Raw genomic sequence first — 26,487 nt, 5'->3', positions numbered from 1 at the left:
CGAAACTGAATAAATTCCGCTTCAAATGAGGGAGGTTTAACCGGCCGGTAAGATTAACGCGCTTTTATTGAGTCAGTTGTGTTCGAGTGTGCGCGGGTTTTGCCATGCAGGTCAGAGTTTTGAAGCGGAACGGACTGAGGCTGTCGCAGGGGGTGGCGGTTCTCCTTCTGGCGGGTATTTCCGCAGGGTGCTCCTCCGCCCGGTTCGGCGGAACCGACGATTTCATGACCGCCTCCACGACGCCCAATCAGCGTGAGATCATCCGGCCGAGCGGCGACACCACCGGTGCGCAGCCGGCCGGCAACTACGACAATCAGGGCTATATCGGCTCGCAGGCGGCACCAGCCAGTGGCGGCGTCACCCGCAGCGAACTCGCTCCCCCCACCGGCGCTTCGGCTCCACAGCCGACCCAGACCGCGTCCATCCCGCTTGCCGAAACGTCTGGCGGCACCATGGCGCAGCAGCAGGCCAGCGTGAACGGCAACGGGGCAGGGACCCGTGTGACGGTCCAGGCCGGCGACACGGTTTACGGCCTTGCCCGCCGCTACGGCGTCCCGGCTGACACGATCATGCGCGCCAACGGCATGTCGCCGTCGGACAACCTTCGCTCCGGCTCGAAAATCCTCATTCCCGGTGCTTCCTCCGAGATCGCTACACAGACGGCGGCCCTTGCCCCGACAAAGGCCACGGAAACCGCAAAGACCGTGGCTGCCGGCACCTACAAGGTGCAGGAAGGCGACACGCTCTCGCGTATCGCCAGCCGGACGGGTGCGAGCGTGTCCGCCATCAAACAGGCCAATGGTCTGTCGGACGAGGCCATCCGCATCGGCCAGACGCTGAAGATTCCGGGTTCGGGCGGTTCCGTGCAGGTTGCTTCCGCGGCTCCGGCCACGCCTACCAAAACGGACGCTGCAACCGCACCGACGAAGACCGCTTCGGCTCCGGCTGCACCCAAGCAGCCTGAGAAGAGCGAGCAGGTCGCTGCCTACACGCCGCCCAAGAAAACCGAGAAGGTCATCGACGAGGCCAGCGAGACGGCTCCCGACGCAACCGGCATCGGCCGCATGCGCTGGCCGGTTCGTGGCCGCGTGATTTCGCAGTTCGGCAAGGGCGGCGGCAAGACGAGCGACGGCATTGACATCTCGGTTCCCGAAGGCACCTCGGTGAAGGCTGCCGAAAACGGCGTCGTCATCTACGCCGGCGACGGCCTCAAGGAGTTCGGCAACACCGTGCTGGTGCGCCACGAGGACGGGCTTGTCACGGTCTACGGCCACGCCAGCGCGCTCAAGGTCCAGCGCGGCGACAAGGTCAAGCGTGGGCAGGAGATCGCGGTCTCCGGCATGAGCGGTCAGACGGATGCTCCGAAGCTTCACTTCGAAGTCCGCAAGAATTCGGCGCCGGTCGACCCTTCGACCTATCTGGAATAAAACCAGAAAAATAGCGCGGGCCGCCTGACCTCCAGTCTGGCCCGCACCTTACGCCCGCCCGCAAGGGCGGGCATTTTCGTTCACGGGCACGCGGACGGCATTATCCTGTCCACATGTTTGCGAGTCATCTGAATCCCTTAGCCCTGTTCCTGCATCTTCTTCGCGAGGGCGAGATGCAAGTCCGGCGCTGCTTCAACCAGCATCCTCGCCGCGTCAGACTGCGGATGCGAAAGCACTTCCTCCGTCTTTCCAGTCTCGACGATCCTGCCCTCGTGCATGACCATCACCTCGTCGGTGATCGCCCTTGCGACGGTTAGATCGTGGGTGATGAAAATGTAGGCGACGCCGAGCTTCTGGTTCAGATGGGCGAAGAGGTCGAGGATCTGCGCGCGAATGGAGACGTCGAGCGCGGAGACAGGTTCGTCCGCGACTACCAGTTTTGGCCGGGTAATGATCGCGCGCGCAATCGAGATGCGTTGCCTTTGTCCGCCGGAAAATTCGTGCGGGTATTTGTGCATGTCGGATGGCTGCAGTCCGACTTCGTGCAACGCGTGCTCGATCAACTCGCGCCGTTCTGCCTTGCCCGGCTTCTTGTCGAGCAGGTGCAGCGGCTCGGCCACCAGCCATTCGACTGTCCGGCGCGGATTGAACGATCCGTAGGGGTCCTGGAAGACGACCTGCATGTCGCGCCGGGCCGACCTCAGCGCGGCCTCGTCGCGACCGGTCACTACTTCGCCTCTGAACGCGACCGATCCGGATGTCGACTTTTCCAGCGCCAGGATCACGCGGGCGAGGGTGGACTTTCCGCAGCCGGATCGTCCGACGAGCGCAACGGAGCGCCCTTCGCCGAGGGTGAAGGAGACATTGTCGACCGCGCGGAAGGTTTGCGGCTTTTCGAACAGAGACGCGCGGCGGCCGGGATAGTCCTTCGTGACGTTCTTGACCGAAAGCAGGGGAGGTTTGCTTTCGTTGCTGGAGGAGGTGGTGGCCGAAACGCGCTTGTGCCGCTCAGGAACATGAAGAGATGCCTGCGTGAGTTGGCGCGTATAGGGACGAACCTGCGCCGAGAGCGTTTGCGCGGTGTCGCCCGTCTCCATCACTTCGCCGCCGCGCAGGATTGTGATCCGATCGGCCATCTCCGTTGCGACCGCGAGGTCGTGCGAGATGAGCAGCATACCCATCCGGTTTTCATTCACCAGCTCGCGCAGGAGGTCGAGGATCTGTGCTTGCAGCACCACGTCCAGCGCCGTCGTCGGTTCGTCGGCGATCAGCAGCTTCGGTTTCAACGCGCAGGCGATCGCGATCACGACCCGTTGCCGTTGCCCGCCGGAAAGCTCGTGCGGATAGCGGCTGAGCGCAAATTTTTCGGGCGGCAGGCCGACCCGCTGGAGCATCACACGGGCTTGCCCCTCCGCATCCGTCCGATTGGCGCCGGTGTGCAGCCGGATGCCCTCCGCGACCTGTTCGCCGATCGTCTTAAGCGGGTTCAGCGCAGTCATCGGCTCCTGAAAGACCATGCCGATGTCATCGCCACGCAACGCGCACATGTCCTCCTCGGATGCCTTCACAAGGTCCAGACCATTGAAACCGATTCTGCCGGAAAGCGCGGCGAATTCCGGCAGCAGCCGCATGACGGAAAGCGCCGTCATCGACTTTCCGGAGCCGGATTCGCCAACCAGCCCCATGATTTCACCGGCCTCTATCTTCAGTTCGATTCCTTTCAGGATCGGCGTGCCGCCGATGTCGAGCTTCAGGTTCTCGATTTCGAGCAGGCTCATCGCCGCCGCCTAAGCTTGGGGTCGAGCAAGTCGGCGAGGCCGTCGCCGATTAGATTGAGGCCGAGAACGGTGAAGACGATTGCCATGCCGGGCGCGATGGCAAGGTGAGGTGCAACCACCATGCGGGTCTGTGCGTCGAACAGCATCCGCCCCCAACTCGGCATGGGGGGCTGCGCACCCAGCCCAAGGTAGGACAGGCTGGCCTCCGCGAGGATACCAAGCGCGAACTGGATTGTCCCCTGAACCAGCAGCAGCGTGGTGATGTTCGGCAGGATGTGCTCGATCGTGATCAGCATGGGTCCTTTACCGGCGGCGCGGGCGGCCAGCACGAATTCGCGCGGCCGGATGGAAAGCGCGCCTGCGCGTGCCACGCGGGCGAATACCGGGATGTTGAAGATGCCGATCGCAATGATGGCGTTGATCGCGCCCGGCCCGAAAACCGCAGTAATCATGATCGCCGAGAGCAGGGCCGGGAAGGCGAAGACGACATCATTCGCCCTCATGAGCGCGTCGTCGATGTAGCCACCCTTTGCAGCCGCCCAGCAGCCGAGCGGTACACCGATGCCCATGCCGATGCCGACCGCGACAAGCGCGACGGCGATCGAGTTGCGTGCTCCGACCATGATCATCGACAACACATCGCGACCGAACTGGTCGGTTCCGAGGATATGATCCCATGATGGCGGTAGCATCCGGTCGGCCACCACCAGCTTGGTCACGTCGTAGGGCGTCCAGAAAAACGAAAGGAGCGCCATGGCTACAATCAGCGTGGTGATGATTGTGCCGGTCGCGAAGGAGCGATTTGCGAAGGCCTCCCTGAGGAAGCCGCGTTCCCGGTGTGTCGCCGTTTCGCTCACGCGCGTGTTCTCAGGCGAGGGTCGACGACGGCATAGGCCATGTCGACGAGCAGATTAATGAGGATGACGCTCGCGACGAGCAGCATGACGACGCTTTCGACCACTATTAGGTCGCGCTGGTTGATGGCCTGGACGACCAGCCGCCCCACACCGGGCAGGTAGAAGACGTTTTCGATGATGACCGTGCCGGCAAGCAGGAAGGCGAATTGCAGCCCGAGGATGGTCAGGACGGGAAGCATGGCATTGCGCAGCGCATGTCGCCAGAGCGCCGCATTGCGCGACAGGCCCTTGGCGCGCGCCATGCGGATGAAATCTTCGCCGAGCACTTCGATCAGGGCCGAACGCGACACACGTGCCAGGATTGCCGCCTGCGGCAACGCAAGCGCGATGGCCGGCAGGATGAGCGCCTTCAATGCCGGCCCGATGCCAGCCTGCCAGCCGGGGAAGCCACCGGCCGGCACCAGTTGCAGCCACACGGCGAATAAATAGACGAGCAACAGGGCGAACCAGAAATTCGGGATCGCGACGCCTACCTGCGCGACGGCCATGGAGATCGTGTCCGCCGGCTTGCCCCGCCGTGCGGCCGCGAAGACCCCGACCGGAATGGCTATTGCCGTCGAAAGCGCCAGAGCGATCAGAGCGAGCGGCAGCGAGACTGTGACCCGTTCGGCGATCAGTTCGCCCACGGGAACGGAATAGGTATAGGACTTGCCGAAATCGAGCGTGAGCAGGCCGCCCGTCCAGTGGAAATACCTGATAAGGAAACCCTGATCGAGCCCCATCTGGACGCGAAGCGCCTGGACGGCATCGTCGGTGGCGTTCATGCCGAGCATCAGCCGCGCCGGGTCGCCCGGAATGACTTCCAGCACCGAGAAGACCACAATTGACGCCACGACCAGCGTGACGAGGCCGGAAACGATACGGCGCAGGAGATAAGCGGTCATCCCGATGCTTTACCCGCCGAGCTAAAGACGACCGCCATCTTTAGCCCAGCCGTCCGGTCTCTGCGAGTACCGATTGGCCTAGTCCGCCCACCTGACCTTGGTCAGGTCGTTCGCCTGGATAGGGGAGTTTTCCCAGAGGCCCTCGACCTTGGCATCCCAGATGCCGATCTTGGGCAACTCGAACAGGAAACCGTTCACCGCATCGTCGGCGAGGATTTTCTGGGCAGTCCCGTAGAGTTCCTTCCGCTTGGCCCCGTCGGAGGTGAGATGCAGCTCCTCGAGCACCTTGTCGAAGGCGGGATTATCGTAGTTGAAGTAGTAGTCCTTGCGAGCATAGATATCGATGTCGTTCGGCTCCGTGTGGGAGACGATGGAGAGGTCGTAGTCCTTCTCGGTGAAGACCTGCTTCAGCCAATCGGCCCACTCGACGGGAATGATTTCGGCGTCGATGCCGATGCCGCGCAATTCAGACGCGATGATCTGGCCGCCGTCTCGGGCGTAGCCCACGGGCGGCAGCTTCAGAGTGGTCTTGAAACCATTCGGAAAGCCGGCTTCGGTCAGCAGTTCCCTGGCTTTCGCGGGATCGTACGCGTAGGTTCCCGTCAGGTCGATATAGGCCTCGTTGGCCGGCGAGAAGTGCGAGCCGATCGGCACGCCATATCCGCCTGATGCTCCGTCGATGATGGCCTTCCTGTCGATGACATGCGCGATGGCCTGCCTAACCTTCAACTGATCAAACGGCGGCTTCTTGTTGTTGATGGCAAGGATCGTCTCGCCCTCCGTTGAGCCGATCACCACCTTGAAGCGCGGGTCGGATTCGACCTGCGGAAGGGCATCGCCGAGCTGATAGTTGGGCAGCGCCTGCACGTCGCCGGACAGCAGCGCCGGCACCGCTGCGGCGGCGTCCGGAATGATGCGGAACTCCGCCCGGTCCAGCGCGACGGGCTCGCCCCAGTAGCTGTCGGCCTTGACCAGCGTAATCGACGAACCCTTGGCCCAGCGGTCGAACCTGAAAGGTCCGGTTCCCACAGGCTTTTCCTTGTTGGTCTCGGCAGATTCCGGCGCGACGATGACCGCGTCGCCCCAGCCGAGATTGTAGAGGAACGACCCTTGAGGGTTTTTCAGGGTAACCCTGAGGGTCGCAGGATCAACTACGTCCGCGGTATCGATCGCGGCAAACAGGCCTTTTTGCGCGTTAGTCGAGTCGTCGGCGCGCGCCCGGTCCAGCGAAAATTTCACGTCGTTCGCGTCGAAATCCGTGCCGTCGTGGAATTTGGCGCCTGTCCTCAGCTTGAAGGTGTAGGTCTTGCCGTCGTCAGATATCATCCAACTCTCGGCCAGCGCCGGCAGCACTTCGCCGCGCGAGCCGATTCGGGTGAGCCCCTCGAACACATTCGCGTAAAGCACCTCGTCGATTGCGGCTGCCGCGCCGGCTGTCGGGTCGAGATGCGGAGGCTCCAGAGGAATGCCAAGCACGAGATCGGTGCGGGCCGCGTGAGCCGTGCCTGAGGCGAGCGCCATGAGCGCTGCGGCGAAAACGGATTTCCAGATGGTCATTGCGGCCCTCCCAGTGCCTGCGTCGCGCGGATAGAAGCGCTATTTTGCCGTTCAGTAAAACAGCTTTTTCGCAAATGCGAGAGGGAAACTGAAATGGTTTTCTATTTCAAACGGTTAGATGATTGCTGCACTGCAAGATATTATGCGCCAGCTTTTTCCAGCAGCCGGCCAAGCAGGAGAAGGCCGTCCGGCCAGAGCCCGAGCTTCGCTTCGTTTCCCATATGCCCGAGATCGCCGGCGTCGGCGATATCCGAGCCCCACGCGGTGGCGAACGCCTGCGCCTTCTCGAAACTCACGCGCGGGTCCGTCCGGCTGGCGACGACCAGGGTGGGAAAAGGCAGGGGTTGCAAGGGCATAGGGGCGAACGGCCGCACGAGGTCGAAAGACGGGTCGGGGTCCTCGACATTGGTGGCGGCGACCAGAAAGGCCGCCAAAACCTTGGCGCGCTGGTTTTCGTTCGTTTGCGCTGCCCATTTCACTGTGGTCGCAACGGAAAGAGAATGCGCGAGGATCACGACCTTGCGCGGAGCCACCATGACGGCTGCGTCAAGCCGGGCGATCCAGTCGCCAGGCTCCGGCTTGTCCCAGTTCGCCTGAAGCACGCGCGACGAATTGGGAAACGCGCGGCACCAGTGCGCCATCCAGTGGTCAGGCTTCGAGTTGCCCCGGCCCGGCACAACCAGAAAGTCGAAATCACCGGCGACCGATATCATCAGGCTTCCCCGAATACGCGCCGGAAGATCGTGTCGACATGCTTGGTGTGGTAGCCGAGATCGAATTTCTCGCGGATTTCGGCCTCGGACAAGGCAGCCGTGACTTCCGGGTCCCCGAGAAGCTCCTCGAGGAAATCCGCCCCCTGTTCCCACACCTTCATGGCGTTGCGCTGTACAAGACGGTAGGCGTCCTCGCGGCTGACGCCGGCTTGAGTCAACGCCAGCAGCACACGCTGGGAATGCACGAGACCGCGGAACTTGTTCAGGTTTCGCAGCATGTTTTCGGGATAGATGACGAGCTTTTCGATCACGCTCGCCAGCCGGTTGAGAGCAAAATCGAGATGGATGGTCGTGTCTGGCCCGATGCCGCGTTCCACGCTGGAATGCGAGATGTCCCGTTCGTGCCAGAGCGCGACATCCTCCAACGCCGGGGTGACCGCCATACGCACGAGACGCGCCAGGCCGGTCAGGTTTTCGGTCAGCACAGGGTTGCGCTTGTGCGGCATGGCCGACGAACCCTTCTGGCCCGGCGAGAAGAACTCCTCGGCTTCCAGAACCTCGGTGCGCTGCATATGGCGGATTTCGATCGCGACATTCTCGATCGACGAAGCGATGACGCCGAGCGTCGCGAAGAAGATCGCATGACGGTCGCGCGGGATGACCTGCGTCGAGATCGGTTCCGGTTTCAGGCCGAGCTTCTCGCAGACATGCTCTTCAACACGCGGATCGATATTGGCGAATGTACCCACCGCGCCTGAGATAGCGCCGGTAGCCACCTCGGCACGCGCGGCGACAAGGCGAGCGCGGTTGCGGTCCATCTCGGCATAAAAGCGGGCGAAGGTCAGGCCCATCGTAGTTGGCTCGGCGTGAATGCCGTGGCTGCGCCCGATGCGGACGGTGTCCTTGTGCTCAAAGGCGCGCTTCCTTAGGGCTGCAAGCACGCGGTCGAGGTCGGCAAGCAGGATGTCTGCAGCGCGCACCAACTGGATGTTGAAGGTGGTGTCCAGCACGTCTGACGATGTCATCCCCTGATGGATGAACCGCGAATCCTCGCCGACAAATTCGGCAAGATGGGTCAGGAACGCGATGACGTCGTGCTTGGTGACGCTCTCGATTTCATCGATGCGTTCGACATTGAACTCAGCCTTGCCGCCCTGTTCCCAGATCGTCCGGGCAGCTTCTTTCGGGATGACGCCGAGTTCGGCGAGAGCATCGCAGGCATGAGCCTCGATCTCGAACCAGATGCGGAAGCGGGTTTCGGGCGACCAGATGGCGACCATGTCGGGTCGCGAATAGCGCGAGATCATCGTGGAAGCTTTCCTGTCCGTTTTTACGTAGCCGCTCCCTAACAGAGGTGGCCACAATGCTCAACGCGGCTGACGTGCAAACCAGAGGGCGGCGAGGATAAGCGCGATGAACCCGACGGGGAAGAAAAGCCGCAGGCCAAGGACCGCGAACTGATAAAGTGCAACCGCGATCGTGAAAACAAACTGGAAAAACCAGACGCGGGTGAAAGTCTCTGCGTGCCATTCGGCGTAGTAGGAACGGTACTCAAGCGCGAAAAGTCCGGCGATAGCGACGAAGGAAGCAGCGGCAAGGGAGACAAGACCTGCCGCGAAGGCCGTCTCGGCAGCGCGCCGGTATGAAAGGAACCGCGCGAGGATCATGCCGATCGGAAAAGCCACAATGCCCCCCATCGCGAAGAACCCCGCTATGGTTCTGATCCTGTCTGGCGTCTGCCAGTTGTCCCAGACAAGCACGGTCGCGGCACTGGCGAACATGGCCAGCGCCCACAGAAAGGCGCCCACCATGGTGGGCAGTAGCGGAGGAAAGGCGTTGACCCAGGCGCCTCTCAGCCAGCCTGCATTCGGTTGGGCTTTGGCACTTCCCTCGGTCAAGAACGATGTTCCGCGCCCGATTTCACCGCGACGACCATGTGGGGAAGAGGTCGTTCGAAGAAGGTGTCGCGGCGTAGATGCCACGCGCTATCGCCCGCGCCATCGTGGCGCCGGCAGCCGCGTAAAGGTCGATCGCATCGTCGAATGAAAGAATCTTGCCGCTCGTACCCGTGGCGAGGGCGAAGACCAGGTCTCCGTCGGCGGGCGTATGTGTCGGCCAGATCGACCGCGCGAAGCCGTCATGAGCACAGATCGCTAGCCGCTTTGCGGCTGCTGTCGTCATGGCCGCGTCTGTCGCGATGACGGCAATCGTGGTGTTTGCGAGCTGGTCTCTGAACTTCAGAAGGATGCGGCGGGCGTCCTGCGGTATAGGCGAGGGATAGCCCAGACCTCCGAACTCGTCGCCGATTTCGAAAGGCGCTGCCCAGAAATGGCGGCTGCGACCGAGTGTGACGGAGCCGATGGCATTTACGACGGCGAGCGCTCCGATAGTGATGCCGTTGTCGAGCACGGTGGACGCAGACCCTAATCCGCCCTTGAGACCGGAGGTAAGCGACCCCACGCCCGCACCGGCCGTGCCGATCGCAAAATCACGGGAGGCGGACTGCGCGGCCTCGTAACCCAAGTCCCGATAGGGCGGATAGCGTCCCCAGCTTTTGTTGCCGCCGTTTGCGAGGTCGAAGACGATCGCGGCCGGGACAATCGGAACCACGTTGCCGCGCACCTCGAAGCCGACGCCTCGTTCCCGCAAGGCTGCCTGAACGCCGGAAGCGGCGTCGAGGCCGAAGGCCGAGCCGCCCGAAAGCGTCAGGGCATTGACGGTCTCGACGGTGTTGTGGGGTTCAAGGAGATCGGTTTCGCGTGTGCCGGGCGCGCCGCCGAGAACCTGCACGCCGGCCACAGTCGGCTGGTCGCAAACGACCACGGTTACGCCTGACTTCAAGTTCTCGTCCGAGATGTTGCCCACACTCAGGCCGGTAACGTCTGTTATCAGGTTGCGCTTTCCGGTGCGGAACATCAGGGGACCGCCACTTCGGTGAAGCGTGTGCCGTCGAAGCGGAACAGCCGATAGGGGTTTTCGCCGAGGTCGCCGTTCTCGTCGAAACGTATTGTCCCGATCGCGGTCGTGAAGTCGCGGCCTGACAGTCCCGATGGCAAGAACTGCCCGGCAATTGCGGTGTGCGCAATCTCGACGGCGGCGTAGGCCGGCAGGACATAGCCCTGCGCCAGCAACTGCCTGTCGGCAAAGGCCTTGGCGACCTCGGGCAGCGCCACGTCTATCCATTCCGGCAGCGCGACCATAAGCGTTCCGGCCGCAAGCGGTATTTCGCCTGCGGAACGCAGGGTTTCACCCGATGCAACGATGATATTCGCCTCGGGATGCGCCGCGTCACGCGATATGACCGCGACATCGTCGCGCTCTCCGCCGACGAAGGCGCGCGTGGCGCCTGCGCGCTGCAAGCGGCCGATGAGCGCAATCTGGTTGTCGAGCTGCGGGCGGAAAGTATCGACGAACACAGGCGAAAGGCGGGCCTGTTCGGCGGCGATGCGCAGGCTTTCGGCAAGTTCGCGCCCGTAGATCGTACCGTCATCGACGATCGCGAACAGGTCACGCTGCCAGAGCCGTGTCAGAAGCTGGCCGGCTGCCTCCCTTTCGTCGTCTGCACGAGGTCCAAGGCGATAGATCAGCCACCCGGTGCGATTTCGGCGGTCCGTTATGCTGTCGGTGCGAATCCCGACTGTGATCGTCGGAATATTTGCCTGTTTGAGGATGGGAAGCGCCGCCTCGAGTGCCTCGCTGCACAGGAAGCCGATGACGACCTGCACCTGAGCCGCAAGCAGTTCGCGCGCCGCCCGCGCGCCACCTTGGGCCGTGCAGCCGTCGTCGGCGATGGCGAGTCTGACGGATGGATCCCTCAATCTTTCGGCTGCAAGGCTGGCGCCGGTCCGCATTTGCTGTCCGAGAATTGCGGAAGGGCCCGAAAGCGGCGCGGCAACGCCGATCAGGGCTTGAGCTCCGGCCTCGCTGACGGGTGCAGACGCGACAAATGCGCAGAATATCGCTGCCAGAAATCGCATGCGCGGTGTTGATTCTCCTATCTCGGGTACAATGACGCGCGGAAGCGACGCGCGGCAAGCCTCAAAGCCCGACATTCGCCTGCGGAGATGCCGTTGCTTGTTAGCCCGGTATTCCAGCAATATATGATCTGGGAGGACATACGACCGTCCAAGGGAATTCGAGAGTGCTGAAAAAGAACGATATCGGGCCACAGACCTACCGCGACGCCATGGCGCGGTTTGCGGGTGCAGTGCACGTAATCACGACGAATGGGTCAGCGGGAAAACGCGGCACGACGGTGATTGCTGCGTGCTCGGTTTCCGATACGCCGCCAACCGTGCTGGTGTGCCTCAACCGCGAGAACCCCAAAAACGATATCTTTATCAAGAACGGCAACTTCGCGCTTAACACGCTGGCATCGGACCAGCAGGCCCTAGCAGAGGCATTTTCGGGCCAGACTGGCCTCCCTGTGGAGGAACGGTTCTCGGTGGCCGAGTGGGACAAGATTTCGACCGGCGCGCCAACACTGCTGGGCGGGTTGGCCGTGTTCGATTGCGAGATCATCGATACGAAGGACCACGCCACGCATCGCGTCCTGTTTGGCGAGGTGAAGGGCATCCGTATCGGCGATGCGACGCATCCGCTGATGTATTTTGAACGCGGTTACCGGTTCTTTTGAGCCGGTGGCGACGAGAAGGAAGGCGATGGCCGGCACCGCGCATCTCGATGAAGTCCGCGATCCCCTGATCATCGCCGAAGGATGGAAGGCGGAGGGCCGGGGTGTGGCGATTGCCACGGTTGTCGAGACCTGGGGTTCTGCGCCGCGACCAGCAGGCAGCCATCTGGTCGTCGATGTCGACGGCAATTTTCACGGCTCGGTGTCGGGCGGATGCGTCGAGGGCGCTGTCGTGGCCGAGGCGATCGACGTCATCGATTCCGGGAAAGCGCGGACTCTCGAATTCGGCGTTGCCGACGAGACGGCCTGGCGTGTCGGACTGTCGTGCGGCGGGCGCATCAAAGTTCATGTCGAGCGACTGGGATAGGGCGGCATTATGGAGTTCGCCCTGCTCAACGCTTTAAATGACGAACGCCGGGCGAGACGCGCGGTGGTTCTGGTCAAGGACCTCTATGACGGCAGCGCCCGTTTGGTTCGCGAAAACGAAGAGGTCGGCGGAGAACTGGGCGAGGCCGTCGCCAAGGCGTTTCGCACCGGCAATTCCGGTCTGGTGGAGGCTGGCGGCAGAAGCCTGTTCCTGAACACCTATCTGCCGCAACCGCGTCTGGTCGTGATCGGTGCGGTCCACATAAGCCAGGCGCTTGCTCCCATGGCTCGTATCGCTGGCTACCCCATCGAGTTGATCGACCCCCGCACGGCCTTTGCAAGTGCCGATCGCTTTCCGGATGTCGAGCTGTTCGCCGATTGGCCCGAAACCGTTCTTGCCGCGCGGCCCCTTGACGCCTATTCGGCGCTCGCGGCCGTCACACACGATCCGAAGATCGACGATTTTGCGCTGAAGGCAGCGCTCGACGCCGGGTGTTTCTATGTCGGTGCCCTTGGCAGCCGGAAGACCCACGCAAAACGCGTCGAAAGGCTGCTGGCGCTCGATGCGACTGCCACGCAGGTCGAGCGCATTGCGGCCCCGATCGGTCTCGACATCGGCGCCTCCAGCCCAGCCGAAATCGCCGTGGCCATACTGGCGCAGATCGTCCGCGCCTTTCGCTCGCGCGGAGTCGGGAACGATCGTCTGCCGAAGGGCGAGGCGGCGTGAGATTCGGCCCGGTTCCGCTTGCGGAAGCCGAGGGCGCATTGCTTGCCCATGCCGTTGCCGTCGGCGGAAAATCCTTCCGCAAAGCGCATTGCCTGACGGCAGAAGATGTCGCGTTCATGCGCGAGGCGGGTGTCGCGGAAGTTGTGGCGGCTGTTCTCTCGTCCGAGGATATCGATGAAGATGCCGCTGCGACACGGATCGTTGCGGCCATGCGCTTCGACGGTATCGAGGCCAAGCCGGCTTCGACCGGGAGGGTCAACCTGTATGCCAGGCAAGCAGGCCTGTTTGCGGTCGACAAGGCGCTGGTTGATCGCCTGAACGTGCTCGACCCTTCGATCACCCTTGCCACCATCGCGGCCTACAAGCCGGTCGGGCGCGGCGACATGGTGGCCACGGTGAAGATCATTCCGTTTGCCGTCGACCGTCGATTGATCGACCAGGCGACATCGCTCCTGTCGCTTTCCGACATATTCGCGGTTCATCCATTTCGCTCCGTGTCGGTGGGCCTCATCCAGACGGTGCTTCCTGGCCTGAAGGAAAGCGTTCTCGCGAAGACCACGCGTATCACGTCGGCGAGGCTGGCGCGTTCTGGCAGCGTGATCGGCGAGGAAAGGCGCGTGGCGCATTCGACGCTGCCTCTGGCTGAGGCAATGACGACCTTTTCGGCGACAAACGACATGGTGATCGTTTTCGGAGCGTCCGCGCTTTGTGATTTCGATGACGTCATTCCGTCCGCCATCAGGCGGGCTGGGGGCGAGGTGCTGCGCGCAGGCATGCCGGTCGATCCCGGCAATCTCCTGGTGCTGGGACGATTGAACGGCAAGCCTGTCATCGGCGCGCCCGGCTGTGCGCGTAGCCCGAAGGAGAATGGTTTCGACTGGGTGCTCGACCGCCTGATCGCTGGCCTCGACGTGACGGAAGACGACATAGCTGGGATGGGCGTCGGCGGCCTCCTTATGGAAATTCCAACGCGTCCACAGCCACGCGAGGCTTCGGTTGCCGCAAGGCCCGTCGATGTGCATGCAGTCATTCTGGCCGCCGGTCGGTCGAGCCGCATGCGCGGGCCGAACAAGCTCATGGCGCTCTTTTCCGGTCGCCCCCTGATCCGGCAGACAGCCGAACGCGCGCTTGCTTCCCTGGTTCAGGGCGCTGTCGTCGTGATTGGCCACCAGGCTGAGCGCGTTCGTGACACCCTAGACGGCCTCGACGTGGATATCGTGCACAATCCCGATTTCGAGTCGGGGCTCTCAAGTTCCCTGAAAGCCGGCGTCGCAGCCTTGCCGCCGTCCTCAGGCGCGCTGATCCTCCTGGGCGACATGCCTGAGGTTTCCGTTGCCGACATGGACAGGCTCGTCACCGCGTTTCGCAAGGCGGGCGGGCAGGCGATCGTCCGCGCCACGCATGACGGCAAGCGCGGTAATCCCGTCATTTTGCCGCGTGCGCTTTTCGGTCAGGTCTCCACGACGGAAGGAGACACAGGTGCGCGGCATTTGGTCGAGTCCGGGCTGGCTGAGGTGATCGACGTCGAGATCGGGGCAGGGGCATCGATCGACGTCGATACGCAGGATGCGCTTGAAAGCGCCGGCGGCGTGCTTCAAGACTGACCGATGACCTTTCGCATCTCGCTGCTTCTCTCCGGCTTGCTGTCCCTTTCGCTAGTCGACAGCGTCTTCGCGCTGACGCTCAAGCCGTTCAAGGACGAATTGTTCGCGTATCCTGCCATCCTGTCTTCGGAAGGCGGCGGAGCCTATACCGTTGTCGACTACAACGAGGCCCGCGACATCAACAAGCGCGACCAGATTCCAGAACGCAGGGTGCGTGGAAACTACATCTCGACCGGCGTCAGGAAGGCTCAGAAGGATCTTGGCCTCAAAACGGATGCGGGCACGATCCGGCATTTCGCTGTTGGCAAGACCGAAGGTGCGCAGATCATCACCATCTATCTTCACGGGCAGGGGGGAAGCCGGAAGCAGGGGGTCGACGATTTCACCTTTGGCGGCAATTTCAACCGCATCAAGAATTTGATGGTCGCTAATGGCGGGCTCTATTTGTCGCCGGATTTCCCCGACTTCGGCGAAAACGGCGCCAATCAGATCGCGGCGTTGATCGACCACTATGCTGCAAAATCGCCCGGAGCGAAGATCTTCGTTGCCTGCGGGTCAATGGGCGGCATGCTTTGCTGGCAACTGGCTTCCAACCGCACGACGGCCAACCAGATTTCAGGATTGCTGCTGCTGGGCTCGCTCTGGGATGACAGCTTTCTCTCCAGCGCAGGCTTCAAGGCGAAGGTCCCCGTGTTTTTTGGCCAAGGTAGCCGCGACACCGTTTTTCCGGTCGAGAAGCAGGAGGCCTTTTTCAGGTCGATCACGGAGCGCTCCCCCGGCTATCCGGCGCGGTTCGTGCGATTCGAAACGGGCACGCATGGAACGCCGATCCGAATGCTGGACTGGCGCGAGACGCTGAACTGGATGCTCTCGGTTCGCTGATCGCTCAGGGCGCGGTGTCGTAGTCGAGCACCGTCTCCGGATTGATCTCGCCGTCGTAGGACGCATCGACGTCGTATTTCACCAGCGTGAATTCGCCGTTCCGGAAGAGCCATGTGCCTGAATCGGACGCGTCACCGACCCCGCGCCATTTGCCGTGCGAGGTGATGGAGTGACTGCCTTCGTCGTAGAACGAGTTGATCAGCTTGGGCGTGGCCTTGTAGCCGATGATCGACACGCTATCGACCTTCTCGTCGCTATTGTCGTCTTCATAGCGGACATCCAGTTCAGGCGTGGCGAACTGCACCTCGCGGAGGCCTTCATCCTCGTTATGCTGGTAGTAGACGTGGCTCTCATTGTAGGCACCGGTGCCGCAATAGAACCGAAATAACCGGGCTGTCCTCTCAGGGTCGCCGTCGGCATCGGTGCTGTAGCGATACGGAATCGTATATTGCTCGACTTCGGCATTGGCCGGGTCACCTCCCGGCAGATGCCGGTCACATTCCGGGTGCATCGTATCGAACAGCGTCCTTACGTCCGACAATATGGTGTCGGTCTGCTCGGGCGCTGGCGCATCCGGGCAGTCTTTCGGCAGCGCATCCTCGTAGCTCACGGTCGACGGTTTCAGGCTGCCCTTCTCTATATGCAGCGGACGGAACGGCTCTCCCTGAATCGCGGGGTTTGCGAGTCTCAGCGTGTAGCATCCGGCAAACACCTTCTCGCCGCCCGCCTTGTCGAAGGCGATTATAGCCACCGGCAGATAATAAAAGGTGCTGCCGGCAGCACCTTCGGATGCCACGCTGCCGGTTATGACGTTCACCTGCTGCGTACCCTGATACCCCTTCGCAAAGGCATCGAGATCCTTTGCGGGTTTCTGGTCGCCGAAATAGTCCCAGGCGCGCGCATATTCCTGGCGGTTTATGGCGTTGTAGAAGGACTGAATCAACGATGCCGCGCTGGAGCGGTCATCGATGTATCGCGTTTCCTGTGCATGTGCTGTGAAGTTGGGAATGCAGGTCAGGAGAACTGCCGTGGGCAAGGCAAGGGTCGTCATGCGCATGTCGAGAATCTCCGCCGCTTCGAAGACAGCATAACATTGATTGCGGCAGGCGATTGACGGAAGGTTTGTCGCTGGATCAGCGTCCTGCGAGTTGACGTGGGTGACGCGGGAAGTCAGCCGGGCGTGCGCCGAGTTCAGCGTAGTCGGCCTTGCACATCGCATGGAGCAGGGCTAGCGCGGCACTGAAATGAACCTGCTCAGTGGGGCGCGGGCGGGAGAACAACTCTGTCCTGAACACCTTTTGTCCAGCTCCAATTGGACCTCCCACTCGAAATCTAATCGATTCTAAGAGATTGTGCACTGCAACATGGCGCATGGCAGCTATGCGGGTGGGCGCATGCTGTCTCGATCGCTAAATTTCAACATAAGCTGGGTCGCGAATTTTAACCGGGTTGCGCCTATGTTTCCCGACACGACGGCAGGCGAGTTTGTCTCAGGAGGTTGCCACGGCTACGAAAGGCGATTTCGCATCGTTGCTAGACGATTTGTTCGTGGCTGCCGAAGTGGCCGCGGAACCGTCTCCGCGGCATGCGATTCCGTTCGATTATCTGGCTGTCGCGGAAGAGCTTCACTCGGGCCGCATCAAGGTTTCCGGTGATGCCGTCGCTGCCGAATATCGACTGTCGAGCGAAGATGTCGAAGCAGAACTGAAGGCTCTGCTTGGAGAACTCGAAGCGGAGCAGGGGGTAGAGGATTCGCAGCCGGCCATGGATCGATCCGTCGAAGCGGAAGATGTTTCGATCCAGATGCTTTCGACAGATCCTGCAATCATTGCCATCGAACTAGGGCTGGATGGGCCGGCATCTCCCGATCTCAATCGGCTGAGAAGGATGTTTGCGCTGAAGAACCATCCGGATCGTGTTCCATCGCATCTGAGACAGCAGGCCCTCCGGCGCATGCAGGTCGCCAACGGCCTGATCGACGAGGCCAAGCGCAAGGCAGTCGCCAAGGCCCGGCGGTAACCCCACCTCCAACCGGTTGGCGATCTTCCCTTTCCTGTGCGATCAAGCTAGATCGCTCATATCCCCTCCAGTCTATCCAACCAAAACATCCCGGAGTTTGCGCATGGAGATGCGACGCCTTGGCCGTACGGACCTTTCCGTTTCGCGGATCTGTCTGGGTACGATGACATGGGGCCAGCAGAACACGGAGGCCCAAGGCTTCGAGCAGATGGACGCCGCTTTCGCAGCTGGCGTGAATTTCCTCGACACCGCCGAACTCTATTCGATCCCGCCGAAGCCGGAAACGCAGGGCAGTACGGAGCGGATCGTCGGCAACTGGCTCAAGGCTCGGGGGAATCGCGACAAGGTCGTTGTGGCCACGAAGGTCGTGGGGCGAACCGTGATGGATTGGTTTCGCGGCGGCCGACCGTCGAAACTGGTCAGGGCCGATATTTGCGACGCCATCGACAAGTCGCTGACACGGCTGGGGACAGACTACGTCGATCTCTACCAGCTTCATTTTCCGGAAAGAAAGATTCCGTGGGGGGCGAACCCCACGCGGTACGGAACCTGGCCCGCCGAAAGGCATGAGGATGAGACCCCTATCGAAGAGACGCTTGGCGTTCTCGACGAGCTTGTGAAGCTCGGCAAGATTCGCCATTTCGGCGTCTCGAACGAAAGCTCCTGGGGAGTCATGCGCTTCGTTGCAGAGGCCGACAAGGGCATCGGTCCGCGCGTCGTCTCGATCCAGAACGCTTACAATCTGGTCAACAGGACTTTCGAAGTGAACCTTGCGGAAGTTTGCGAGCGCGAGGACGTTGCTCTGCTCGCCTATTCGCCTCTCGGACAAGGGTATCTGACCGGAAAATACGATAACGGCGCCAAGCCCGAGGGAGCGAGGTCAACGCTGTTCAACCGCGGTCAGCGATACGAGACGCCCAACGCCGCCGAGACAATCGCCGAGTACAGCAAGCTTGCCCGGAGCTTCGGCGTGGAGCCCGCACTCTTCGCCGCCGCTTTTGTTCTCAACCAAAATTTCGTCGCCTCGAGCATCATTGGAGCGACCAAGATGTGGCATCTGGAAACCGCCCTGGCGGCAGCCGACGTGAAGTGGACCGAGGAGATGCAGAAGGCTGTAGATGCGATCCACCAGCGGACGGGGAATCCCTGTCCCTGAGTTCCGTGTCTATGCTGACTAGCCGCGGCTGAATCAAAAGCCTATGCCTGTCAGAACGATCCGGATCGGGAGAACGCGACTTGCTGCGGGTGACAAAGGTGCCGGTTGAAGCCATTTATGTGCCAACCGCGCGGCGCAAGCTGCTACATCCCGAGACCGCGCGCGCTCTAGCCGAAGATATCCTGGAAAACGGGCTGAAGACACCGATACAGGTTCGGCACGATGGCAAGCGATACATCCTTGTCGAAGGCCTGCATCGCCTTGAGGCCTTGAAATGGCTGGGTGAGGCCGAGATCGACGCCTATCTGGTGCAGGCGCGCAAGCACTAGCGTCTCGACAGCCAGCTTTCGATGCGGTCCATCGCCGTGACCATGTCGGCGTGGCTGCCGGCATAGGAAAAGCGCATGTAGCGATGGCCGGCCAGAGGATCGAAGTCCCGGCCCGGAGGCGCGGCGACATGCGCCTCGGCAAGCATGCGCTTCGCAAAGGCCATGCTGTCGTTGGTCAGCCTTGTGACGTCGCAGAACGCGTAGAACGCTCCGTCCATGGGGGCAGCGAAAGCAAAGCCCAGTTCCGGAAGCCGTTGCTGCAGCAGCTCGCGATTCCATGCGTAGCGCGCCTTGACCTCTTCGAGTTCCGCAGTTGCGCCGAAAGACTGGATAGCCGCGATCTGCGACAGTTCCGGCGCGGAAATGTAGAGGCTCTGCGCGATCCGCTCGACCGGCCGGACCAGTCTTTCGGGCAAAACCATCCAGCCGATGCGCCAGCCAGTCATGCAGTAGTATTTCGAGAAGGAGTTGATGACGGTTACGTCCGCTCCGAAGCTGAGGGCGCTCACGTCCGGCGCAGAATAGGCGAGGCGGTGGTAGATTTCGTCGGAAATGACGGCGAGACCGAGGTCACCGGCCGTGTCGATCAATTCCTTCAAATCCTCAGCCGGAACGACCGCACCCGTCGGATTGGCGGGGCTGGCGAAAAGGACCCTCACCGGCGCGGCGGCATGGGCCTCGCGCAGATGCTGCGCGTGCAAATAGGGGCAGCCGTCAAGCTCGATCTCCACGACTTCGAGACCGAGAGCGGCCATGATGTTGCGGTAGGCCGGATAACCGGGGGCGGCGATAGCTACTCGGTCGCCGGGGTCGAACATCGCTAGAAAGGCGAGGTTGAACGCGGCCGAGGAACCGGTGGTGACGGCAATGCGGGCGGGCGGAACCTCGAGCCCATAGTGGTCGGCATAATGTGCCGCGATCGCCTCGCGCAGGGACATCATGCCCAGCGCGTCGGTATAGCCGATGCGGCCGTCGGAAAGGGCCTTGGCCGCCGCTTCCCGCACGCGCTGAGGCGCTGGGTCGGATGGCTGGCCGACCGCCATCGAGACCACCGGCACGCCGCGCGCCTTCAGCCGGTTGGCCTCGGCGAGGATGTCCATGGCGTGAAATGGCTCTACATCGCCCCGCTTTGAGATCGCTACCGTCATCTGCTCCGGTTTCCGTGGCCCACCGCGCCGCAGAAATGCCCGATTGGTGTGGGGATCACAAGTTCATGATCTTTTCGACGCCGACTTTCCATCGCCCGTCCGCTGGTTTACCAGTCGTGCCCGTCATGGACGCTGTTGTTTCTTCCTTGCTCAAGCTGGTTCGCGCCGCAGCCGTGGCCGGTTTGGCCGCTATCGTCGTCGCGACCGCATCGGTTTCGGCGTTCGCGCAGCAAGGCAGGGTTCCGATCGTGCGGGACGCAGAGATCGAGGCGCTCGTCCGCGACTATGCGCGGCCGATTTTCAAGGCAGCCGGGCTGTCGAAGTCGGGCATCGACATCATTCTGGTCAACGATCCGAATTTCAACGCGTTCGTCGCCGGCCGCCGCATGTTCATCAACACCGGCGCGTTGCTGCAGTCCGAAACCCCCAACGAGATCATCGGCGTTATCGCGCACGAAGCTGGCCACATTGCCGGCGGACATCAGGAGCGCCTGCGCGACCAGATGGCGCGCGCCCAGACTATGGCGGTGATCGCGTCGCTGCTCGGCGTCGGCGCGATGGCAGCAGGTGCGGCCACAGACCAAGGCGGGCTTGCTGGCGCGGGTGCGGGCATCATGATGGGCGGTAGCGAGACGGCGCGCCGCAGCCTGCTAAGCTATCAGCGGACCGAGGAAGCTGCGGCCGATCAATCCGGAATCAGGTATCTGGAGGCGACCGGCCAGTCCGGCAAAGGCATGTTGACGACGTTTGCCCGCTTCCAGAGCGCACTATCGCTATCGGGCGCGCAGGTCGACCCTTACCGCATAAGCCACCCTATGCCGCGAGACCGCATCGCCAATCTGGAAACGCTGGTGAAGGCCAGCCCCTATTACGACAACACGGATTCGGCCGACCTGCAACTGCGCCACGAGATGATGCGCGCGAAGATCGCCGTCTATACCAAGGGGCAAGGCGAGGCATCCCGCCTCTTCAAGAAGCTCTCGCCGCTGGCCGCGCAATATGGCGATGCGCAGCTGGCCTATCGTTTCGGCAGCCCCCGCAACGCGTTGAAGAAGGTGGATGCGTTGATCAAGCAGCATCCCAACAATGCGTATTTTCACGAACTGCGCGGCGACGTCCTGCTCAAAGCCAACCAGCCGGAAAAGGCGGTCGCTGCCTACGCAAAAGCTGCTCAACTCGATCCAGCCAAGTCGAGCATCACCCAGATCGCCTACGGACAGGCGCTGTTGGCGACTGGAAAGACGGAGAACATCAAGAAGGCAGCTTCACTGATCAAGGACGCGCTGTCGCGCGACAAGGAAAACTTCAACGGTTATACTTACCTTGCTCAAGCCTACGGCCAGCTTGGCGACGTCGGCCAGGCTGAGCTTGCGACCGCCGAGGGCTACTACTACAGCGGCAATTACCAGCAGGCGAAGATCTTCGCCATGCGCGCCCAGCAGAAGTTCAAGCGTGGCGAGCCCGCGTGGGTTAGAGCACAGGACATCATCAGCCAGAAGGGCCCAAAAAAGAAGGGCTGAACCTTTTTGGCGCAACGTGCGACAAAGCCGTAACGGCAAACGGATAGAGGACAGGACGATGGGCAAGGCGGTTTGGGTGAGCGCGGCGGGTCTTGCCGTCGCTGCGGGAATGCTTGGAGCCGGCTATGTCGCGGGCAAGCCGGGTGTGGCGATGGCCAATGCCGAGACGGCGACGGTAGCATCGGCGGAAGCACCGCTCGACAGGGTTGGCATCGAGAACATCATCCGCGACTATCTGGTCAAGAATCCCGAACTCCTGATCGACATGCAGCAGGCGCTGGAGGACAAGCAGCGCGAGGCGCAGCGGGTCGCCAACCTGGAAGTGATCGACGGGGCGCGGGACACGATCTTCAACGCCGCCTACGACGGGGTCGTCGGCAACCCGGCGGGCAAGACCACGATCGTCGAGTTCTACGACTACAATTGCGGCTACTGCAAACGTGCCCAGGAAGACATGCTTGCGCTGACGGCCTCCGATCCGGATCTGCGCTTCGTGCTCAAGGAATTCCCGATCCTCGGGCCGGATTCCTCGAAGGCGCACATGGTGTCGATGGCCTTCCACCGGCTGATGCCCGAGAAATACGGCGACTTCCACAACCAGTTGATCGGCGGGCAGGGCCGCGCTACCGAAGAAGCCGCGATACGGATTGCGTTGTCGCTCGGCGTCGACGAGGCCGCACTTCGCGAAGAGATGAAGAACCCGGCGATCGCGCAAGCGTTCAACGAGACCTACGAACTTGCCAATAAGCTCGCCATCACGGGCACACCGTCCTACGTAGTCGGCAACGAGGTGGTGTTCGGCGCGCTAGGCCAGGAATTGCTGGCGCAGAAGATCGCCGAGACGCGCGCCGCCGACGCCGCGACGGCCGCGAACTAGTTTTTCGCTCACGGCCGTATCGCCGCTATGCTGGCGGCTGGACCTTCGCGGGAGCGCCGAACGATAGGCGGCCCGCAGTCGCGAGCCCGGCCTTGGGGCCGGGAGCCTTTGCTAGCCCTTTCGCGCACTTTGCGTCCTTTACCCGCGACAGGTGCGCGATGCGACGATCGCTTTTCCGGCAACAAATTTGAAACCACGTCGCTTAAGCGGGAAACAATTTCCTTCTGCTACGTTTTGTGTTGCGTCACGTTCGGAGAACTTCGATGCGCAACATGCTGGCAGTCGCCGCAATCGCGGTTTTTATCGTCAGTACCGGACTTCTGGAAATCGTCAGGGCCGACCACCGGCCCATGACCTCGCTGCCGCCTGCAATGGGCGATTTCGGAACTGCGAAGGTCGATACGACCGAGACGGGCGCCGTGAATTAACGGCTTCGTCGCTTCCTGCCGTTGAACTTTCCCGGCCCCCGCGCTAGTTAAGCGTCTGCGGACCGGGCCCCTCTGGCGAGGTTTTTTTTCTCCTCGTGATGTCGGACCGCATCGGAATGTTCCGATGCCGCGGGTCCACTGTCCGAGACTTCCGTCATCCTTCGTTCCGATCGATCGTTTTTCATCGAGAGGAGCGTTTCCTTGGATTTCCTGTTCATCGACTGGCTGGGCACACCTGCGTGGTTCTGGCTCGCCTTCATCACACTCGTCGTCACGCTGACGGCCTTCGACCTCGGCTTCCTCAACAAGGAGGACCGGGAAATGGGCATCGCCGAGAGCCTGAAGCTCTCCGTCTTCTACATCGTCATCGCCATGCTGTTCGGCGCCTGGGTCTGGTATGCGCGCGGGGCCGAGCCGGGCATGCAATACCTGACCGGCTATTTTATCGAAAAGGCGCTGTCGATCGACAACGTCTTCGTCATCAGCCTGATCTTCACCTATTTCGCGATTCCCGCGAAATACCAGTACCGGGCACTTCTATGGGGCATCATCGCGGTCATCGTGCTGCGCGGCATCATGATCGCGGGCGGCGCGGCCTTGGTGCAGCAGGCCTACTGGGTGCTCTACATCTTCGCCGCGTTCCTGATTTTCACCGGCATAAAAATGTTCTTCGCCGGCGACGAGCCGATCGACATCAAGGACAATGCGGCGATCAAGTTCATCTCGCGGCGCATGCGGGTGACGCAGGAGCATCACGGGCACCACTTCTTCGTGCGCGCGCTGGACCCAAAGACGGGCCGGCTGGTGACGGCGGCGACGCCTCTCTTCCTGGCGCTGGTGGTGATCAACATCGCCGACCTTGTCTTCGCCGTGGACAGCGTGCCGGCGATCTTCGCCATCACGACAGACACGTTCATCGTCTATACGTCGAACATCATGGCGATCCTCGGCCTGCGCGCGCTCTATTTCGCGCTCGCCGCCATGGTGCACCGCTTCCACTACCTGAAATACGCACTGGCCACCGTTCTGGTGTTCATCGGCGCGAAGATCTTCGTCTCGGACTTCGTGCTCGACGGTGGCAAGTTCCCGCCTGTGCTGAGCCTCGGCGTGACGCTGGCGCTGATTGCCGGCGGGATTCTGTACTCGCTGTGGAAGACGAGGAACGAGCCGGAGCCGGAGTGGCCGGCGGGGATGGAGGAGGGCGACCCGGCGCGGGATTGAGGGGCGTTGCCTTCTCCCCGTGCGGGAGAAGGTGGATCGGCGCGATAGCGCCGAGACGGATGAGGGGTATGTCGGCGTCAAGCTGGAGCACCCCTCATCCGACTTCGCTTCGCTCAGCCATCTTCTCCCCCAAGGGGAGAAGGGAGGGCGGCGCATACAGGTTTTCGTTGCCACGCCTCGTTTCCGATCTGGCTGTTGAACTGTGTGGGAAGCGGCGCATGGCAGCGACGTCTTCTAAGTAAGTAATGTGACGCGCTGCCATGCGCCGCCGGCGTTTATCCCTCTGCCGGCGCCCGGCCCATCAGCTTCCGGTATTCTGGAAGCCACGAGCGCACGAGGCGGCAGACGGTCGGACGTCCCGCCCAGTCCAGCGGAAGCATCCGGCGCCACACTTGCCCGGGACGCTGGCTGTACACACCCGTTCCCACACGCAAGTTGCGGGGTGGAGAATAAAGGAGGTGAGATGAGTGGGGATAAATCGGCCCGGATTATTTTTTATTATGCAATGAAATCAACGGGATGAGTTAAAATCTTTTTCACCCAATCAGACGATCGTCGGTTGTCTCCTGCCGGTGTTCGAAGTTGCAACGATCGCGCAACGTCAATCCGCCGGTCCGGGGTTGAAAGGATCCAGGCAAACCGAACCAAGCTGCTCGAAATGGCGAAGGTTGCGGGTCGCTACCGTCAGTTCATGGTGCTGTGCCGTCGCCGCGATCAGCGTGTCGGCGTAGCCAGGGCTTGCTCCCAATCCTTTTGCGCGGTCGGAAAGCGTGCCGGCGATAAGAGCGACCTCCACGCCGACCGGAAGCAGCATGTCCTCGAAGTCGCGAAGGGTTTCGTCAAACCACGCGGCCAGCCCGGCCGCCTTGCGCGAGGCGCCCATGCGCTCAAGCCGCGCTATGCCCTGTCGTATTTCGCTGAGTGCGACCACCGGCAAAAACAACGCGCCGTCATGCTTGCGGAACCAGTCTGTCGCGCCGGCATCCCCGCGTCCGGGCGCAAGTGCGGAGAGCACCGACGTGTCGACCAGAAATCCGGTCACAGGTCGATATCGCGCAGCGGCGTCTCGTCGCGCTCGAACTCGATGCCATCAGGGAAGGCGAGCAGATGCTCGGCGAAGCTTTTCTTCTTCGACTCCGGATAAAGCCTGCGCGCATCCTCGACCGGCACAAGCACTGCGGCGGCCTTGCCATGCTTCGTGATGGTGGTCGGCTCGCCGCGCTCGGCCGCCGCGAGCAGCGCCGAAAGCTCGGCCTTGGCATCGCGCACCTGCATGTGCTTCATGGCCCATCTCCAGATGTGACTACATGAGACTACATTTAGTATGGGGGCAGTCGGAATGCAAGCTGATGCCTGATGTCGGGACCGATGGGAGGTCTGCGCGGGGCTAAGCGCTTCGTTGTGCGCCGGCATCGCCACCGCGCTTTCGTCATCCTCGGGCTTGACCCGAGGATCCATGCCGTGAGGTCGAACGTGTGGGCAGGTGGTGGAGGGCTTGCGCCTGTTCTGGACGGTCGGCGCGCTGCCTGAGCGTCACGGCATGGATCCTAGGGTCTGCGCCGCGTCGCTGCGCTCCTTGCTCCGCCCTAGGATGACGAAGAGGAGAGAGCGCCTGTCTGTGGGGGCGAAGGAGGGAGCGCTTCGTGGGTGACGAACGGGGAGGACGCGCTTCGTTGTGCACCGGCATCGCCACCGCGCTTTCGTCATCCTCGGGCTTGACCCGAGGATCCATGCCGTGGGGTCAAACGAGCGGGCATGTGGTCGAGGTCGGGTGCCTGTTCTGGACGGTCACCGTGCTGCCGGCAGGTCACGGCATGGATCCTAGGGTCTTCGCGACGGCCTTCGGCCTGCTTCGCCCTAGGATGACGAAGGAGAGGCGCGCTATCCCTCCCTCTCCGTCTTAGCCTCGCTCTGCCACCTTCGCCTTCACGGGACTAAGGGCTGGGCGCTCTTGCTACAGGACATGATTGGACTTTCTACGGTTGTTTCGCCAGTGAAGCGCCTGCAGATTGTTTTCATGATCGGAGCCTAACAGGGAAACGGGATGGATATGGTCCACCTCCCATCCATATTCGCTAGTCTTTCCGTACTCGTTCCAGTCTATCCACCAACCGAAACGATCCTTTCTATATTTGGTCGAATCGTATCCGGGCATAATGGTCGCTCGGGACCACGCGGCAAATTTGTTTGCGTCTTCGCCGAGCAATGCACTCAAAAGTGGGCTGGCCATGTTTTTCTCCTATGTCGCTGCCGTTCCGCCTCAGCTACCTCGACTTTGAGAACCGACTCCCCATATGGTGC

27 protein-coding genes are annotated in these 26,487 nt (G+C 61.9%); 13 read left to right on the top strand and 14 right to left on the bottom strand.

The window, feature by feature from the left end:
• Nucleotides 1–104 precede the first annotated feature (104 nt).
• Nucleotides 105–1,427 (top strand): LysM peptidoglycan-binding domain-containing protein, encoded by a 1,323-nt coding sequence (locus tag ABMA32_RS10360; RefSeq protein ID WP_349013689.1) that lies wholly within the window; start codon nucleotides 105–107, stop codon nucleotides 1,425–1,427.
• 137 nt (nucleotides 1,428–1,564) lie between these two features.
• On the opposite strand, the gene ABMA32_RS10355 is transcribed toward ABMA32_RS10360, so the two are convergent.
• The 9 genes from ABMA32_RS10355 to ABMA32_RS10315 all read right to left on the bottom strand — a co-directional run bounded on the left by ABMA32_RS10355 (nucleotide 1,565) and on the right by ABMA32_RS10315 (nucleotide 11,253).
• Nucleotides 1,565–3,205, bottom strand: coding sequence for an ABC transporter ATP-binding protein (locus tag ABMA32_RS10355; protein WP_349013688.1), 1,641 nt, complete (start codon nucleotides 3,203–3,205; stop codon nucleotides 1,565–1,567).
• Entirely contained in the window at nucleotides 3,202–4,062 is an 861-nt protein-coding gene (locus ABMA32_RS10350) for an ABC transporter permease (protein ID WP_349013687.1), read from the bottom strand. Before ABMA32_RS10350 ends, ABMA32_RS10355 begins: the two co-directional genes overlap by 4 nt.
• A complete protein-coding gene (locus ABMA32_RS10345) occupies nucleotides 4,059–5,006 on the bottom strand; it encodes an ABC transporter permease (RefSeq protein ID WP_349013686.1) in 948 nt (315 codons plus the stop codon). The genes ABMA32_RS10350 and ABMA32_RS10345 overlap by 4 nt, the downstream gene beginning before the upstream one ends.
• Before the next feature lie 78 nt (nucleotides 5,007–5,084).
• Nucleotides 5,085–6,563 (bottom strand): ABC transporter substrate-binding protein, encoded by a 1,479-nt coding sequence (locus ABMA32_RS10340; RefSeq protein ID WP_349013685.1) that lies wholly within the window; start codon nucleotides 6,561–6,563, stop codon nucleotides 5,085–5,087.
• Between the two features lie 140 nt (nucleotides 6,564–6,703).
• A complete protein-coding gene (locus ABMA32_RS10335) occupies nucleotides 6,704–7,276 on the bottom strand; it encodes an RBBP9/YdeN family alpha/beta hydrolase (RefSeq protein ID WP_349013684.1) in 573 nt (190 codons plus the stop codon).
• Complete coding sequence (purB, locus tag ABMA32_RS10330) at nucleotides 7,276–8,583, bottom strand: adenylosuccinate lyase (RefSeq protein ID WP_349013683.1); 1,308 nt, start codon at nucleotides 8,581–8,583, stop codon at nucleotides 7,276–7,278. Before purB ends, ABMA32_RS10335 begins: the two co-directional genes overlap by 1 nt.
• A 60-nt stretch (nucleotides 8,584–8,643) precedes the next feature.
• Nucleotides 8,644–9,174: a hypothetical protein gene (locus tag ABMA32_RS10325; RefSeq protein ID WP_349013682.1), complete on the bottom strand. Its 531-nt coding sequence runs from the start codon at nucleotides 9,172–9,174 to the stop codon at nucleotides 8,644–8,646.
• A gap of 22 nt (nucleotides 9,175–9,196) precedes the next feature.
• Nucleotides 9,197–10,192, bottom strand: a complete 996-nt coding sequence (locus ABMA32_RS10320) for a P1 family peptidase (RefSeq protein WP_349013681.1) — start codon at nucleotides 10,190–10,192, stop codon at nucleotides 9,197–9,199.
• Nucleotides 10,192–11,253, bottom strand: a complete 1,062-nt coding sequence (locus ABMA32_RS10315; protein ID WP_349013680.1) for a branched-chain amino acid ABC transporter substrate-binding protein — start codon at nucleotides 11,251–11,253, stop codon at nucleotides 10,192–10,194. The genes ABMA32_RS10320 and ABMA32_RS10315 overlap by 1 nt, the downstream gene beginning before the upstream one ends.
• 164 nt (nucleotides 11,254–11,417) lie before the next feature.
• On the opposite strand from ABMA32_RS10315, the gene ABMA32_RS10310 reads away from it, so the two are divergent.
• The 5 genes from ABMA32_RS10310 to ABMA32_RS10290 are packed head-to-tail and all read left to right on the top strand — an operon-like array spanning nucleotide 11,418 to nucleotide 15,488.
• Nucleotides 11,418–11,912: a flavin reductase gene (locus ABMA32_RS10310; protein ID WP_349013679.1), complete on the top strand. Its 495-nt coding sequence runs from the start codon at nucleotides 11,418–11,420 to the stop codon at nucleotides 11,910–11,912.
• A 25-nt stretch (nucleotides 11,913–11,937) separates the two neighbouring features.
• Nucleotides 11,938–12,276, top strand: a complete 339-nt coding sequence (locus ABMA32_RS10305) for an XdhC family protein (protein WP_349013678.1) — start codon at nucleotides 11,938–11,940, stop codon at nucleotides 12,274–12,276.
• 9 nt (nucleotides 12,277–12,285) lie between these two features.
• Nucleotides 12,286–13,002, top strand: coding sequence for an XdhC family protein (locus tag ABMA32_RS10300; RefSeq protein WP_349013677.1), 717 nt, complete (start codon nucleotides 12,286–12,288; stop codon nucleotides 13,000–13,002).
• Entirely contained in the window at nucleotides 12,999–14,606 is a 1,608-nt protein-coding gene (locus ABMA32_RS10295; protein ID WP_349013676.1) for an NTP transferase domain-containing protein, read from the top strand. Before ABMA32_RS10300 ends, ABMA32_RS10295 begins: the two co-directional genes overlap by 4 nt.
• 3 nt (nucleotides 14,607–14,609) lie before the next feature.
• Entirely contained in the window at nucleotides 14,610–15,488 is an 879-nt protein-coding gene (locus ABMA32_RS10290; RefSeq protein ID WP_349013675.1) for an alpha/beta hydrolase family protein, read from the top strand.
• Between the two features lie 4 nt (nucleotides 15,489–15,492).
• Here ABMA32_RS10290 and ABMA32_RS10285 read toward each other — a convergent pair whose 3' ends face one another.
• Entirely contained in the window at nucleotides 15,493–16,545 is a 1,053-nt protein-coding gene (locus tag ABMA32_RS10285; protein WP_349013674.1) for a DUF1176 domain-containing protein, read from the bottom strand.
• Between the two features lie 491 nt (nucleotides 16,546–17,036).
• On the opposite strand from ABMA32_RS10285, the gene ABMA32_RS10280 reads away from it, so the two are divergent.
• The 3 genes from ABMA32_RS10280 to ABMA32_RS10270 all read left to right on the top strand — a co-directional run bounded on the left by ABMA32_RS10280 (nucleotide 17,037) and on the right by ABMA32_RS10270 (nucleotide 18,992).
• Entirely contained in the window at nucleotides 17,037–17,507 is a 471-nt protein-coding gene (locus ABMA32_RS10280; protein WP_349013673.1) for a hypothetical protein, read from the top strand.
• Nucleotides 17,508–17,610: 103 nt separating this feature from the next.
• A complete protein-coding gene (locus ABMA32_RS10275; protein WP_349013672.1) occupies nucleotides 17,611–18,663 on the top strand; it encodes an aldo/keto reductase in 1,053 nt (350 codons plus the stop codon).
• Nucleotides 18,664–18,743: 80 nt separating this feature from the next.
• Nucleotides 18,744–18,992, top strand: a complete 249-nt coding sequence (locus tag ABMA32_RS10270; protein ID WP_349013671.1) for a ParB N-terminal domain-containing protein — start codon at nucleotides 18,744–18,746, stop codon at nucleotides 18,990–18,992.
• Here the strand turns inward: ABMA32_RS10270 and ABMA32_RS10265 are convergent.
• Nucleotides 18,989–20,140, bottom strand: coding sequence for a pyridoxal phosphate-dependent aminotransferase (locus ABMA32_RS10265; protein ID WP_349013670.1), 1,152 nt, complete (start codon nucleotides 20,138–20,140; stop codon nucleotides 18,989–18,991). The two genes, ABMA32_RS10270 and ABMA32_RS10265, sit on opposite strands and share 4 nt — an antisense overlap.
• A gap of 125 nt (nucleotides 20,141–20,265) precedes the next feature.
• Between ABMA32_RS10265 and ABMA32_RS10260 the strand changes: the two genes are divergently transcribed.
• The 4 genes from ABMA32_RS10260 (at nucleotide 20,266) to ABMA32_RS10245 (ending at nucleotide 24,186) form a co-directional block, all read left to right on the top strand.
• Entirely contained in the window at nucleotides 20,266–21,660 is a 1,395-nt protein-coding gene (locus ABMA32_RS10260) for a M48 family metalloprotease (RefSeq protein ID WP_425475536.1), read from the top strand.
• A gap of 58 nt (nucleotides 21,661–21,718) precedes the next feature.
• Entirely contained in the window at nucleotides 21,719–22,537 is an 819-nt protein-coding gene (locus ABMA32_RS10255) for a DsbA family protein (RefSeq protein WP_349013668.1), read from the top strand.
• Nucleotides 22,538–22,800: 263 nt separating this feature from the next.
• A complete protein-coding gene (locus ABMA32_RS10250) occupies nucleotides 22,801–22,965 on the top strand; it encodes a hypothetical protein (protein WP_349013667.1) in 165 nt (54 codons plus the stop codon).
• Nucleotides 22,966–23,166: 201 nt separating this feature from the next.
• Entirely contained in the window at nucleotides 23,167–24,186 is a 1,020-nt protein-coding gene (locus ABMA32_RS10245) for a TerC family protein (RefSeq protein ID WP_349013666.1), read from the top strand.
• Nucleotides 24,187–24,787: 601 nt separating this feature from the next.
• On the opposite strand, the gene ABMA32_RS10240 is transcribed toward ABMA32_RS10245, so the two are convergent.
• The 3 genes from ABMA32_RS10240 to ABMA32_RS10230 form a co-directional block, all read right to left on the bottom strand.
• Nucleotides 24,788–25,228 carry a type II toxin-antitoxin system VapC family toxin gene (locus ABMA32_RS10240; RefSeq protein ID WP_349013665.1) on the bottom strand — a complete coding sequence of 147 codons (441 nt, stop codon included), beginning with the start codon at nucleotides 25,226–25,228 and terminating at the stop codon, nucleotides 24,788–24,790.
• Complete coding sequence (locus ABMA32_RS10235; protein ID WP_349013664.1) at nucleotides 25,225–25,470, bottom strand: type II toxin-antitoxin system prevent-host-death family antitoxin; 246 nt, start codon at nucleotides 25,468–25,470, stop codon at nucleotides 25,225–25,227. The genes ABMA32_RS10240 and ABMA32_RS10235 overlap by 4 nt, the downstream gene beginning before the upstream one ends.
• A gap of 670 nt (nucleotides 25,471–26,140) precedes the next feature.
• On the bottom strand, nucleotides 26,141–26,416 hold the full coding sequence (locus ABMA32_RS10230) for an HNH endonuclease (RefSeq protein WP_349013663.1): 276 nt from the start codon (nucleotides 26,414–26,416) through the stop codon (nucleotides 26,141–26,143).
• Nucleotides 26,417–26,487: the final 71 nt, after the last annotated feature.

It is taken from the genome of Mesorhizobium quangtriensis (genome assembly GCF_040081925.1).
Classification (GTDB): Bacteria; Pseudomonadota; Alphaproteobacteria; order Rhizobiales; family Rhizobiaceae; genus Mesorhizobium_K; species Mesorhizobium_K quangtriensis.
This window is presented reverse-complemented; position numbering and strand designations above follow the sequence as displayed.